The 11,777-nt window shown below is 72.0% G+C and carries 15 protein-coding genes; 3 read left to right on the forward strand and 12 right to left on the reverse strand.

The annotated features are described in order from the left end of the window. The 12 genes from ACVWWH_RS15625 to ACVWWH_RS15680 all read right to left on the reverse strand — a co-directional run bounded on the left by ACVWWH_RS15625 (position 1) and on the right by ACVWWH_RS15680 (position 9,869). On the reverse strand, positions 1-348 hold the full coding sequence (locus ACVWWH_RS15625) for a sodium:proton antiporter (RefSeq protein ID WP_066495228.1): 348 nt from the start codon (positions 346-348) through the stop codon (positions 1-3). Then, on the reverse strand, positions 345-1,118 hold the full coding sequence (locus ACVWWH_RS15630) for an MnhB domain-containing protein (RefSeq protein ID WP_066495229.1): 774 nt from the start codon (positions 1,116-1,118) through the stop codon (positions 345-347). The genes ACVWWH_RS15625 and ACVWWH_RS15630 overlap by 4 nt, the downstream gene beginning before the upstream one ends. Then, the gene (locus tag ACVWWH_RS15635) at positions 1,115-1,408 is read right to left on the reverse strand and encodes a Na(+)/H(+) antiporter subunit B (RefSeq protein WP_066495231.1); all 294 of its coding nucleotides are present in this window, start codon (positions 1,406-1,408) and stop codon (positions 1,115-1,117) included. The genes ACVWWH_RS15630 and ACVWWH_RS15635 overlap by 4 nt, the downstream gene beginning before the upstream one ends. Next, positions 1,405-1,704, reverse strand: a complete 300-nt coding sequence (locus ACVWWH_RS15640; protein WP_066495232.1) for a monovalent cation/H(+) antiporter subunit G — start codon at positions 1,702-1,704, stop codon at positions 1,405-1,407. The genes ACVWWH_RS15635 and ACVWWH_RS15640 overlap by 4 nt, the downstream gene beginning before the upstream one ends. Beyond that, the gene (locus ACVWWH_RS15645; RefSeq protein ID WP_141305529.1) at positions 1,704-2,030 is read right to left on the reverse strand and encodes a monovalent cation/H+ antiporter complex subunit F; all 327 of its coding nucleotides are present in this window, start codon (positions 2,028-2,030) and stop codon (positions 1,704-1,706) included. Before ACVWWH_RS15645 ends, ACVWWH_RS15640 begins: the two co-directional genes overlap by 1 nt. Next, positions 2,027-2,530: an SUR7/PalI family protein gene (locus ACVWWH_RS15650; protein WP_066495233.1), complete on the reverse strand. Its 504-nt coding sequence runs from the start codon at positions 2,528-2,530 to the stop codon at positions 2,027-2,029. Before ACVWWH_RS15650 ends, ACVWWH_RS15645 begins: the two co-directional genes overlap by 4 nt. After that, positions 2,527-3,975, reverse strand: coding sequence for an MFS transporter (locus ACVWWH_RS15655; RefSeq protein ID WP_457317180.1), 1,449 nt, complete (start codon positions 3,973-3,975; stop codon positions 2,527-2,529). The genes ACVWWH_RS15650 and ACVWWH_RS15655 overlap by 4 nt, the downstream gene beginning before the upstream one ends. 154 nt (positions 3,976-4,129) lie before the next feature. Then, the gene (locus tag ACVWWH_RS15660) at positions 4,130-5,245 is read right to left on the reverse strand and encodes an enolase C-terminal domain-like protein (RefSeq protein ID WP_457317181.1); all 1,116 of its coding nucleotides are present in this window, start codon (positions 5,243-5,245) and stop codon (positions 4,130-4,132) included. A 5-nt stretch (positions 5,246-5,250) separates the two neighbouring features. Beyond that, a complete protein-coding gene (locus tag ACVWWH_RS15665; protein WP_066495242.1) occupies positions 5,251-7,041 on the reverse strand; it encodes a thiamine pyrophosphate-requiring protein in 1,791 nt (596 codons plus the stop codon). Between the two features lies 1 nt (position 7,042). Continuing rightward, positions 7,043-8,743 (reverse strand): GMC family oxidoreductase, encoded by a 1,701-nt coding sequence (locus ACVWWH_RS15670; RefSeq protein WP_066495244.1) that lies wholly within the window; start codon positions 8,741-8,743, stop codon positions 7,043-7,045. Further along, positions 8,740-9,363 carry a gluconate 2-dehydrogenase subunit 3 family protein gene (locus tag ACVWWH_RS15675; RefSeq protein WP_457317182.1) on the reverse strand — a complete coding sequence of 208 codons (624 nt, stop codon included), beginning with the start codon at positions 9,361-9,363 and terminating at the stop codon, positions 8,740-8,742. Before ACVWWH_RS15675 ends, ACVWWH_RS15670 begins: the two co-directional genes overlap by 4 nt. Next, complete coding sequence (locus tag ACVWWH_RS15680) at positions 9,360-9,869, reverse strand: hypothetical protein (RefSeq protein ID WP_066495248.1); 510 nt, start codon at positions 9,867-9,869, stop codon at positions 9,360-9,362. Before ACVWWH_RS15680 ends, ACVWWH_RS15675 begins: the two co-directional genes overlap by 4 nt. 120 nt (positions 9,870-9,989) lie before the next feature. On the opposite strand from ACVWWH_RS15680, the gene ACVWWH_RS15685 reads away from it, so the two are divergent. From ACVWWH_RS15685 to ACVWWH_RS15695, 3 genes are all read left to right on the forward strand, one after another. Continuing rightward, a complete protein-coding gene (locus ACVWWH_RS15685; protein ID WP_457317183.1) occupies positions 9,990-10,559 on the forward strand; it encodes a very short patch repair endonuclease in 570 nt (189 codons plus the stop codon). A gap of 87 nt (positions 10,560-10,646) precedes the next feature. Further along, the gene (locus ACVWWH_RS15690; protein WP_457317184.1) at positions 10,647-11,294 is read left to right on the forward strand and encodes a hypothetical protein; all 648 of its coding nucleotides are present in this window, start codon (positions 10,647-10,649) and stop codon (positions 11,292-11,294) included. 25 nt (positions 11,295-11,319) lie between these two features. Next, entirely contained in the window at positions 11,320-11,601 is a 282-nt protein-coding gene (locus ACVWWH_RS15695) for a DUF2795 domain-containing protein (RefSeq protein ID WP_457317185.1), read from the forward strand. Positions 11,602-11,777: the final 176 nt, after the last annotated feature.

Here is an 11,777-nt window from a genome sequence, read left to right on the forward strand (position 1 = left end):
TCAGCCCTCCAGGGGGCCGAGGTCGTCGGGATCGATGGCGCGCCGGCGCTTGGCCATCTGGATCACCAGGGCCAGGAGCATGGAGGTCACGGCCGCGGAGACCACGATGTCGGTCAGGGTCAGCGCCTGCACGACGGGGTCGACGACGGCGGTGTCCCGGCCCACCTGCGAGCCGAAGATGGGAGCGAGGCCGCCGTTCTGGTAGCCGACTGCGATGAGCAGGATGTAGGTGGCGGACTGGGCCACGGAGAGCGAGACGACGGCGTGGACGAGGTTCCGGCTCGTGGCGATCCCGGCGATGCCGACGAGCATGACGGCGCCGGCCACGATGTAGGCGTAGACGGTCACGCGGCTCCCTCCTCGTCCTCGTCCCGCGGACCCTTGCGGGGATCGGCGCGGATGGCGAGCGTCTGGTCGAGGAACCCCGAGAGGAGGATGACGACGCTGCTGGCCACCGTCATCCCGACGGCGATGTTGAACAGGGGAACGGTCCCTGCGGACACGAGGTCGCCGAGCTGGCCCTGGGGGACGGCGTTGGCGAACAGGTCTGCCCCGAGCGCCACGCCTGCGAGGCCGAGGGCGCCGAAGAGCACCACGCCTAGTGATTCCCCCTGCGCGAACCAGTCGAGCGGGCGCAGCCGTTCCAGGAGCCGGTAGTGGCCGCCGACGTAGAGCAGGTGGATGCCGGTGGCCAGGACCACCCCGCCCTGGAAGCCGCCCCCCGGGGTGATGGCGCCGTGGGCCACGACATCGGCGCCGAGCACGAGCGTGAGCGGGAAGAGGACGTAGACGACGAGGCTCGTGGACTCGAGGGTCTGGCCGCCGCTGCCCACCTCGCGCCGGCGTTCGCGGTGGACGGGGCGCAGGAGGGCCACCACGCCCGCCACGGCGCAGAAGAGGATCGTCTCCTCCCCGAACGTGTCGAAGCCCCGCTGGTCGAAGTTGATGCTCGAGACGGCGTTGGCCGTTGCATGGGCGAAGGTCGCGGCCACCGCGAGGTCCCGGTAGGGGTGGCTCGCACCGCCGAAGCCCGGCAGCGCCGCGAACGAGGCCCACAGCATCGCGCCGAGGGCCGCGAGCCCCGCAGCCAAGAGGTACACCCGGACGCGGCGGCTCACTGCTCGTCCTGCCCGCTGCGGGACTCGGCCTGCTCCGAGCGGATGCTCTCGACCTTCCGGATGGCGAGCACCACGATCAGGGGCACGACGGCGGTCCCGATCGCCACCTGGCTCAGGGCCACATCCGGCGCCTGCAGCACCATGAACATCAGGGCCAGCACCAGACCGTAGGCCGAGAGCGCCACGGCCTGGCGCGACGGCCGCCGCGTGAGCACCACGACGACTGCCCCGGCGAGCACGAGCGTGAGGCTCACGGCGAGGAGAAGGTCAGTGAGGAGCGAGTCGCTCATTCGGGCTCCTTCCCGACATCTGCTCCCGCCTCGGCGGCGAGGGCGCGCCCCACGGCGGCGGTCAGCGCGGGCCCGCTCACGGCGATCGCCGCCGCCGTGACCACGACCGACGCGCTCCCCAGGGACACCCCGAAGGCCAGCACGGCCGCCACTGCGAGGAGCGGGACGGCGAGGGTGGTGACCGGGGCCAGGAAGTGCAGCCGGGCCAGCGGCGACCGGGCGAGCAGGGCCCCGCCGGCGGCATAGGCGGTGACGAGCACTGCGAGGGCGGCGCACACGGCTTGGGCGGCGATCATCACTGGCCTCCAGCCCCGCCGCTGGCTCTGCCATCCGCGCCCGGGCCGGCCTCTCCCGCGGCCGCGGCCTCGGGCGTGAGGAGGCGCGTGTAGACGAGGGTGCCCGTGGCGGTCAGCACCGCGAGGACGAGCGGCACGATGAGGTACGAGGACTGGTTCACGGCGGCGGAGAGGGCGATCATGGCCAGGATCGCCGAGGCACCCAGCAGTTCGAGGCCGACCAGCCGTGCGATCGCGGTCCCCCGGGCGCACAGCAGCAGGCCCGGGGCCACGCCCACTACGAGGAACGCGAGGGCGGCGCCGGCCCACAGGGCCTCGGAGCTCATCGCCCCGGCTCCTTGTCCCTGAGGACCTGCTCGTCGAGGCGGGGCCAGCCGGACGTGACCGAGTGCACGGTGACAGCCCCTGAGTCCGGGTCTGAGGCGACGACGACCGAGCCCGGCGTGGCCGAGAGGGCCACGATGCCGCCCGCCCGCCAGCCGGTCTGACGGTCGCCGCCCGTGGGCATCGCGGCCTCGCGCAACTGCTCCGGCTGCCCGGAGCGCAGCCATCCGGGCAGCCGGAGGAGGTCAGCGCAGGCTGCCAGCGGCACCACGGCCGCCCAGCGCAGCCACTCGCGGCCCGGACGTGCACGGAACGGCAGTGCGCGTCGGGCCAGCCGGGCGAGCACCGCGCAGACGAGGGAGACGGCCGCGGCGATGCCCGTCTCCACGGCGGTCACCGTGGAGGCGGTGGCGAGCCAGAAGAGCGTGCCGACGGCTGTCCACAGCACATACTCCAGGAAGGCGCGGACGGGGGCGGGGCGGGTGTGCCGCGGCGGTGTCACACCGCCTCCTGCTGGGCCGTGATGGGCCGCGCAACCTCCTCGAGCGAGGTGCGGGAGGCCTCGACGCCGAGGAACACCTCGACAAGGCCGGCGGCAACCATCAGGCCGGCGCCGATGAAATAGCCGCCGGCCACGGCCCCGACACCCTGACCGATGAAGCCGCCGAAGAGGAGCGGGCCGATGATGCCGCCGAGGCCGGTGCCCACCGCGTAGAAGAACGCGATCGCCAGTGCCCGGGTCTCCAGCGGGAACACCTCGCTCACCGTCAGGTAGGCGCTGCTCGCCCCGCACGAGGCCACGAAGAACACGATGGTCCAGCAGGCGGTGAGCCAGAACCCGTCCAGGGCGCCCACGCCGAAGAGGGCGGCGACGATGGCCAGGAGGACCCCCGAACCGATGTAGGTCGCGGAGATCATGACCCGCCGGCCCACGGAGTCGAACAGGTGGCCGAGGGTCAGCGGGCCGGCGAAGTTGCCCACGGCGATGGCCACGAGGGCCCACGGGGCCACGTCCTCGGGGACGTGCAGGAGCTTGGTCAGGACCAGCGCGTAGGTGAAGAACACGGCGTTGTAGAGAAAGGCCTGGCCGACGAAGAGCGACAGGCCCAGGACCACGCGCTTGGGGTACCGCTCGAGGGAGACCCGGATGATCTCGCCGAAGCCGATCGAGCGGCGCTGCTCGATGGTGATGGAGTTGTCGACCTCGCTGAGCCGGCGCCCGGTCTCGTCCTCGATCTCGGACTCGATGTCCTTCACGGTCTTCTCGGCGGCGTCCTCGTGGCCGTGGATGAACATCCACCGCGGGGACTCGGGCACGTTCCGCCGCACGAGGAGGATCAGGAGGCCCAGGACGGCGCCGAGCCCGAACGCGAGCCGCCAGCCCAGCCCGGCGGGAAAGAGGGCGGTGTTGAGCAGGACGACCGAGAGCATGGCCCCGAAGGCCGTGCCGAGCCAGTAGGAGCCGTTGATGGCGAGGTCCACGAGCCCTCGGCGCCGGGCCGGGATGAGCTCGTCGATCGCTGAGTTGATCGCGGAGTACTCCCCGCCGATCCCCGCGCCGGTGAAGAACCGGCAGATGTAGAAGTACACGGGGTTGAAGGAGAACGCCGTGGCGACCGTGGCCAGCAGGTACAGGCCGAGAGTGATGATGAACAGCCGCTTCCGGCCGAACCGGTCGGTGAGGTAGCCGAAGACGAGGGAGCCCACGCAGGCGCCCGCCACGTAGATCGCGGCCGCGAGGCCGATCCCGGCGGTGGAGAGGCCGAGTCCCCCGGAGGGCTGGGTCAGCCGGTCGCTGATCGACCCGACGATCGTGACCTCGAGCCCGTCGAGGATCCAGACCGTGCCGAGGCCGATCACGACCATCCAGTGCCATCGGGCCCAGGGCAGGCGATCCAGCCTGCCTGGGATGCTGGTGCGGATGGTGCCGAGCGTGCTCTGACTCATGGTCCCTCCTGAACGAAACCCTCCCGGCGACCCCCGCCAACAGGCGCGCCGTTCTTACCCCTCGCGCCGCGGCGCGAAACGGTGGCCGGAGTCGGGGCCGTCCCGGGGCGCAAGGCCCCCAGGCCCGGTGGCATCACGGGACGGCCTCGGAACATCACGCCACCCGGTACTGTTCGGCGTCCGCCGTGCGGAGCACCAGCCCGTTGCCGAGCAGGGAGGGATCCGGGGCGATGGTCCCGCCGTCCGGCTCCGGGACGCCGTCGAAGAGCATCGCCTCGAGGCGGACGTGGTCGTGGAACCACTCAAGGTGGCGGAGTCCGGGGGCGGCGGCGGCCGGGGCGGCGGAGATCGCCGGGGCGCAGTGGCCCGAGAAGCCCAGGCCGTGGGCCGCCGCGACCGCGCCGATGCGCAGCCAGACGGTGATCCCGCCGCAGCGGGTCACATCGGCCTGCAGACAGTCCACCGCACGCGCGGCGCACATCCGCTCCGCGTCCTTGAGCCGGGTGAGGTACTCACCGGCCGCGACGTCGGGGGAGGTGCGCTCGCGGACGAACCGCAGACCGTCGAGGTCCTCGCTCGAGACGGGCTCCTCGAACCACGTGATCCGGGCCTCGCCGGCGGCCTGCGCGACGCGCACGGCCTGCTTGGGGGTGTAGGCGCCGTTGGCATCGACGAACAGGTCGGTGTCGCCGCCGATCGCCTTCCGCGCGGCCAGCATGCGTGCGATGTCGCGGGACTCGGACGCGCCGCGGTCCTGCCCGATCTTGATCTTCACGCGGGGGATCCCGCGCCCCACCCAGCCGGTGAGCTGCTCGGCCATGCGGGCATCGGTGTACGTGGTGAAGCCGCCGCTGCCGTAGACGGGCACTTCGGCGCGGGCGGCGCCGAGGAAATGGTGCAGGGGCAGCCCGGCGTGCCGCGCCGCGGCGTCCCACAGCGCACAGTCGACGGCCGACGCCGCGTACGCGCCGGCCCCGGACTGGCCCGCGTTGCGCAGCGCCCGGGCCATCGCCTCGGAACAGGCCGGGACGGAGAAGACGTCGGCACCCAGGACCGCGGGTGCGAGGAGCTCCTGCACCAGGCCCACCAGGGCCGCCGGGCCGTACGTGTACCCCGTCCCGTGCGTGCCGCCCGCCTCGACCCGCACCACCACGATGGTGGTGGAGTCCCACGCGAACGTCCCGTCGGCCTCGGGCTCGTCCGTCGGGACGGTGTACGCGGCAGCGGTGACGGCCGAGACCGTGGCGCCCGATCCGGCGTCGTGCGCCACGGCCATCACTCCCGGTGCCCGGGGAGGAGCTCCTGGGCCTTGACCTTGAGGCCCTCCTTGATGAACTGCCACGCGTTCTCGTCCCCCTTCGCGGCGCTCTTGGCCGTGTTGAGGGCCTGCTTGAGCGTGGCGTGCGGCGGGATGGGCGGAACGTTGGGGTCGGTGCGGACGTCGAGGAGGGTGGGGCGCGTCGCGGTGAGCGCCGTGTCCCACGCCCCGCCGAGGGCGTCCGGGCTGTCCACCGAGATGGCGCCGAGGCCCAGGCTCGCGGCGAACCCGGCGTAGTCCACGTCCGGCAGCTCCTGCGTCATCGGCACCGTCGGCGAGCCGCTGAATGCGCGCAGCTCCCACGTGACCTGATTGAGGTCGTTGTTGTGGAGCACGACGACCACGAGCCGCGGGTCCGGCCACTCCTTCCAGTAGCGCGCCACGGTGATGAGCTCGGCGAGGCCGTTCATCTGCATGGCACCGTCCCCTTCGAACGCGATGACCGGCCGGTCCGGGTGCCCGAACTTGGCGCCGATCGCGTACGGGACGGCCGGGCCCATGGTGGCGAGGTTCCCGGACAGGCTCCCGCGCACGCCCGCGGGGAAGCGGACCTGCCGGGCATACCAGTTCGCCGCGCTGCCCGAGTCGGACGTCACGATCGCGGAGGCCGGGATGCGCTCAGAGAACTCGGAGAACACCCGGAGGGGATTGACCGGATCGGCCTCGACGAGGGCCTCGTCGTGCATGTCCGCCCACCACTTCGACACCTTGTCCTCGATGTCCTCGCGCCACCCACGGTCCTCCTTGCGGTTCAGGAGCGGGATGAGCGCGCGGAGCCCTGCGGCGGCGTCGGCGACGAGGTTGACCTCGTAGGGGTAGCGCATGCCGATCATCGTCGGATCGACGTCGATCTGCACGCCCCGCGTCTTCTCCGGCTCCGGCATGTACTGCAGGTAGGGGAAGCTCGAGCCGATGGTGAGCAGGGTGTCGCAGTCGCGCATCATCTCGTAGCTCGGCCGCGTCCCGAGAAGCCCGATCGAGCCGGTGACGAAGGGCAGGGTGTCCGGCAGGGCGTCCTTCCCGAGGAGCGCCTTGGCCACACCGGCGCCGAGGAGCTCGGCGACCTGCTGGACCTCCGCGGCCGCGTTCCTGGCGCCCTGTCCGATGAGGATCGCAACCTTCTTGCCCTCGTTGAGCACCTCGGCGGCCCTGCGGAGTCCCTCGGTGTCCGGAGCCAGCTCCGGCCACTCGATGCCGAGGCTTGAGGGCACCATCTTCATCTCGTGGGGAGGCGCGGAGTATTCGAGCTCCTGGACATCGGAGGGGATGATGACGGCGGTGGGCGCCCGCCGCGCGCAGGCCACCTTGATGGCACGGTCGATCACGTTGGGCAGCTGCTCAGGGACGGTGACCAGCTGGACGTAGTCGGAGGCCACATCCTTGAACAACGAGGGCAGGTCGATCTCCTGCTGGTACGAGCCGCCGATCGAGGTCCGCGCCGCCTGGCCCACGATCGCCACGACCGGGACGTGGTCGAGCTTGGCGTCGTAGAGGCCGTTGAGGAGATGGACCGCGCCGGGACCCGAGGTGGCCATGCACACTCCGACCCGGCCGGTGAACTTCGCGTAGCCCACCGCTTCGAAGGCGGCCATCTCCTCGTGCCGCGCCTGGACGAACCGGGGCCCCTCGCCCTTGCCGAGGGCGGTGACGATGCCGTTGATGCCGTCTCCGGGGTAGCCGAACACGGTGCTGATGTCCCAGGCCTTGAGCCTCTCGAGCAGGAATTCGGCCACATTCTTCTCGGCCATGTCAGCTCTCCTTTGCTGGTTCACGTGCTGGTTCGCGTGCTGGTTCGCGCTGTGGTCGGCGCAGCCCTCCGCGCGCGCCCGCCCCGAGGCGGGCCGCTGTGCGCGCGGCGAGCGACATGATGGTCAGCGCTGGATTGGCGCTGCCCTGGGTGGGCAGCACGCTGCCGTCGGTGATGAGGAGGTTCGGCACGGCGAAGGTGCGGCAGTCGGCGTCCACCACGCCGTGCCGCTCGTCCGCCGCCATGCGCGCGCCGCCCACGAGGTGGGCGTAGCGCTCGATGGTCATGACCTCGCTCGCCCCCGCGGCGGTGAGGATCTCCTCCATGGTCCCGGCGGCGGCGGCCATGAGCCGGCGGTCGTTGCCGCAGCGGCTGTAGGTGAAGCGCGCCACGGGCATGCCGCGGCGGTCCTTCTCCTCATCCAGGGTGACCCGGTTCTCCGGCTGGGGGAGGAACTCGCACAGGGCGCCGAGGCAGGCCCAGTGGACGAAGTCGGTCATCCGGCGGCGCAGCTCGGTGCCCCAGTGCCCCTGTGCGGCGATGTGCTCTGCCCAGGTGATCGGCAGCGGGGAGACGGTCTGGATCGAGTAGCCGCGCTTGTACGGCTTGGAGGGATCCGTCTCGTAGAAGGCCTCCGAGCTGACCTCCGGCGGCGGCGCCTTGTACATGCGCACCTCCTCCTCGAACCGGCCGCCGGTCTGCGGGGCGCCCTGCACCATGAGGTAGCGGCCCACGAGATCGTGGTCGTTGCACAGGCCGTCGGGGAACTGCGGCGAGGCCGAGTTGAGCAGGAGCCGGGGGGTCTCGATCGAGTAGGCCGCCACCGCGACGTTCCTGGCGCGCTGGAAGTGCTCGACGCCGCCGTGCTCGTAGTGCACGCCCGTCGCCAGGCCGGTGCGCGGATCGACCGCGACCCGGGTGACCATCGAGTCGGCCCGGATCTCCGCCCCGTGGGCGATGGCGTCGGGGACGTGGGTGATGAGGGGCGAGGCCTTCGCGTCCACCTTGCAGCCCTGCAGGCAGAACCCGCGGTAGATGCAGTGCCGGCGGTGGCCGAAGCGGCCGTTGGAGATGGCCACCGGCCCCACGCGGGCCTCGATCCCGCAGGCGAGGGCCCCGCGCAGGAACGCCTCGCCGTTGCCGCCCACGGGGTGCGGGGTGTGCGGGTAGCTGTGCGGATCGCCCCACGGCCAGTCCTGGCCGGCCACCGGAAGCTCTTCCTCGATGTCCTCGTAGTACGGCTTGAGGTCCTCGTACCGCAGGGGCCAGTCGGCGCCGACCCCGTCGAGGGTCTCGGTGTGGAAGTCGCTCGGGTGGAAGCGGGGCGTGTAGCCGGCGAAGTGCACCATCGAGCCGCCGACGCCGCGGCCGGAGTTGTTCGAGCCGAGCGGGACCGGGTCGTCGCCGTCGATCACCCGGGGCTCCGTCCAGTACAGCCGGTGCGATCCGGCCTCGTCGCTGACCCAGTCGCGGTCCGGCTCCCAGAACGGTCCCGCCTCGAGGACCACGATGCTCCACCCGGCCCGCGCGAGGCGCTGGGCCATGGTCGACCCGCCGGCGCCGCAGCCGACGATCACGAGGTCTACCTCGTCGTCGTCCCCGAAGCGGCGCATGCCGGTGTCCACGTCGGGGTCGGCGAGGGGCAGGAGCCAGGCCGATTCGTTCCGCGCCCGGACGCCGCGCAGCCCCCGTCCCGCGCTCATGCGCTCTCACCCGGGCGCGCGTCCCGGACCTCGAAGTGCTCGCGGCGGCCGATTCCCAGATTGGCGTAGCCGCGCGGGTAGGCGGGGCCGGGGAAGCCGATCTCGTCCCACGCCGAAGGATGGGAGTAGAACGCCGTGCATGCGTACCGCAGCCACAGGTTCCACACGTGGCCGGCCGGGAAGCCGTGCCAGGGGCCGTCTGCCGAGTGCAGCTGTTTCAGGACGGTCTCCTGCTGCTCCGGGCCCGCGGTCGCGAAGCCGGTGCCGCAGTGCTCGCGGGCGTCCTCGTCGAGGAAGCGGAGCCCCTGCCGCCACACCTCGGCGTCCTCGGGCAGGTCCGCGTAGTGCCATCCGTCCGTCTCGCCGGCCGCGAGCCGGGCGTCGACGAAGTTCACGAGCGGGATGCGCGGCTGCGCGTCCGGCTCCTGGCCCACCAGCTGGTCGAGCAGCGCGGAGGCGATGGCCTGCTCCTCGGCCGTGAAGAAGCTGACGTCCGGCGGTCGCTGGGTCCGGGCGACGACGAGCGCGGCCGTGGCGTCGTCCCAGTGCCCGCGCTCGTCGAGGGCGTGCTGGCCCGGGAAGCGTCCGCCGCCGTCCTCGGCGGGCAGCGGCAGCGTCACGGCTCCCTCCTCAGGATCGAGGCGAGGATCCCCATTCCCCCGACCAGGGTCACGAGCAGGGGAGCCAGGAGCGGCGGGCCCATCTCGACGTTGTAGCGCAGTTCCCGGAACCCGCCGGGTCGCTGCGCGATCCCGCGCAGGTGGAGGTAGGTCCCCTGGAGCCCGTTGGCGACGATGGCGGCGCTCGCGATGGGCAGTGCGGTGTGGGCGAGCCGCGCGCTGAACACTCCGCCGATTCCGGCTGCGGCGCCGAGCGGGCCGAGGGCCACGGGGGCCCACATCCACGGATTGCCGAAGCTTGCCTTGTCGTGCTCGAGGTAGATCTCGGCCGCCGTCACGAGCGCCCCGGCGGCGGTGAGGCCGGAGAGGGTCCGTTCGAACCTGCCGGTCTCGACGTTGCGGACGAGCTTCTGGATCCCCCGGGGCTCCACTGCGCTGAGGGGCCCGCCACGGCTCAGAGGCCCGCGTCCCGGGCTCTTCGCGCCCAGGAATGCCAGTGTTCCCATCGGGGTTCCTTCCGTCCACGGACCGGGCGGCGTCCAGCCCTCTTTCTTCAGCGCTACCCGTGGCGGAGCAGGCAAAACGCCCTCCCAGCACCTTCCCAGCCGCCGGCGTACGCTGGCCGCATGAGCCAGCCCGGGTTCCCGGAGGAGACGCACGACGCCGGTGACGCACCGGCGGCGGGCGCGTCACCGGCGTCGTCCGCTTCGGGCGGCACCCGCCGGAGCCGGAAGGGCGAGCCGTCCTGGGCCACCACGCCGGCGATCCGCCGCACGATGCTCGGCAACCGCTCGCGGGACACGGCGCCCGAGCTCAAGGTGCGCCGGGCGGTCCACGCGATGGGGCTGCGGTACCGCGTCGCCTACCGCCCGGTCCCCGCCCTGCGGCGCACGGCGGACCTCGTGTTCACACGGGCGCGCGTGGCGGTGTTCATCGACGGGTGCTACTGGCACGGGTGCCCGCAGCACTACATTGAGCCGGCGAGCAACGTGGACTACTGGCGGCCCAAGATTGCCCGCAATCGCGAGCGGGACGCCGAGACGACAGCGGCCCTCAGCGCGGCCGGCTGGCAGGTCCTGCGGTTCTGGAGCCACGAGGACCCTGCTCGGGTGGCCGCCGAGATCGCCGAGGCCGTGCGTCCCGCAGGAGCCGGCCCTGCGGGACCCGGTCCTGCGGGCGCCGCTGGCTCCGCCTAGGAGCTGCTGCCGCGAGCGGGCGGGAGTGATTGGATCCGGCCGCCGGCGGGTAGAGGGAGGGAAACCTGACACCCAGGAGGTTGACCCATGGACCCGACCCAGCTCACGGCGGTCATTGTCGTCGCCGTGATCGTCATCATTGCGATCATCGTGGCCATCGTGGTGTCCCGGAAGCGGGGCGAGGCCCGGAGGCAGCACCAGCGCGAGCATGCCGAGGAGCTGCGCGCGGAGGCCGCCCGCCGCGAGATCGATGTCCGAGACCGGGAGGTCAAGGCCCGCGAGGCACAGGTTCGTGCCGACCGCGCCGAAGTCGAGGCAGCCCGCCTGCGCCAGGAGGCACAGGGGCACAGCGAGAGCACCCGCGAGGACCGGGAGCGCATCGAGGAGCAGCGCCGCAAGGCCGACGAGCTCGATCCGGACCGCCGCGGCGACGCCGACGCCTCCCGTGAGCAGGCCGCCCGCGAGGGAGTCGACCGTGAGGGAGTGGCCCGCGAGGGAGCCGTCCGCGAGGAGAGTGCCCGTGAGGGAGCCGTCCGCGAGGAGAGTGCCCGTGAGGGAGTGGCCCGCGAGGATGCCGTCGTCAGCGAGGAGACCGACCAGGGCCGGCATGGCCGCCGCGAGACCCACGTGATCCGGGAAGACCTCCGCACCGACGGGACGGATGGATCCCTGCCGCGCGACGCCGAGCGGGGCGGGGCGACCGGGACCACCACACCGACAGAGGGAACCCGCTGAGCGGGTTCACGACGAGAGGAGAGCCATGACAGATTCCGCGAACCCGATCCAGATCCAGAAGTTCCTCGAGGGGGTCGACTATCCGGCCGAGAAGGACGCCCTCGTCGCCAGGGCGAAGCAGGAGGGGGCCGACAGCAACGTACTCCGCTCCCTCGAGGCGATCCCGGACCGCTCCTACGCCAAGCCCACTGAGGTGAGCCAGGCGATCTCGGAGGTGGGCAACCACCCTGAGCGGGCCGGCACCGGCGACGCCGGGGTGGACTCTGACGACGACGAGCGCAGCGGCGACCGCTTCGACGCAGGGTAGCCTGCCCGAGGGCAGCAGCAGCTGAAGCAACTGCCACCGAAGAGCTGCGAAGGAGCGCCGGTCCTGTGAACTGCTCCCCTAGAGTTGGACTGAGAAATTCAGTTCCGATTGCAGGGGAGCAGTTTTGTGTATGCATGGAGTTCGTTGTCAGAGGATGAGCGTTCGGCAGCGGTAGC

The sequence above is a fragment of the Sinomonas sp. RB5 genome, assembly GCF_054063535.1.

Excerpts from the sequence above, each read along its gene's own strand:
- ACVWWH_RS15635 (WP_066495231.1), bottom strand. The coding sequence starts at position 1,408 with ATGAGCGACTCGCTCCTCACTGACCTTCTCCTCGCCGTGAGCCTCACG.
- ACVWWH_RS15640 (WP_066495232.1), bottom strand. The coding sequence starts at position 1,704 with ATGATCGCCGCCCAAGCCGTGTGCGCCGCCCTCGCAGTGCTCGTCACC.
- ACVWWH_RS15645 (WP_141305529.1), bottom strand. The coding sequence starts at position 2,030 with ATGAGCTCCGAGGCCCTGTGGGCCGGCGCCGCCCTCGCGTTCCTCGTA.
- ACVWWH_RS15655 (WP_457317180.1), bottom strand. The coding sequence starts at position 3,975 with ATGAGTCAGAGCACGCTCGGCACCATCCGCACCAGCATCCCAGGCAGG.
- ACVWWH_RS15665 (WP_066495242.1), bottom strand. The coding sequence starts at position 7,041 with ATGGCCGAGAAGAATGTGGCCGAATTCCTGCTCGAGAGGCTCAAGGCC.
- ACVWWH_RS15670 (WP_066495244.1), bottom strand. The coding sequence starts at position 8,743 with ATGAGCGCGGGACGGGGGCTGCGCGGCGTCCGGGCGCGGAACGAATCG.
- ACVWWH_RS15680 (WP_066495248.1), bottom strand. The coding sequence starts at position 9,869 with ATGGGAACACTGGCATTCCTGGGCGCGAAGAGCCCGGGACGCGGGCCT.
- ACVWWH_RS15685 (WP_457317183.1), top strand. The coding sequence starts at position 9,990 with ATGAGCCAGCCCGGGTTCCCGGAGGAGACGCACGACGCCGGTGACGCA.
- ACVWWH_RS15690 (WP_457317184.1), top strand. The coding sequence starts at position 10,647 with ATGGACCCGACCCAGCTCACGGCGGTCATTGTCGTCGCCGTGATCGTC.
- ACVWWH_RS15695 (WP_457317185.1), top strand. The coding sequence starts at position 11,320 with ATGACAGATTCCGCGAACCCGATCCAGATCCAGAAGTTCCTCGAGGGG.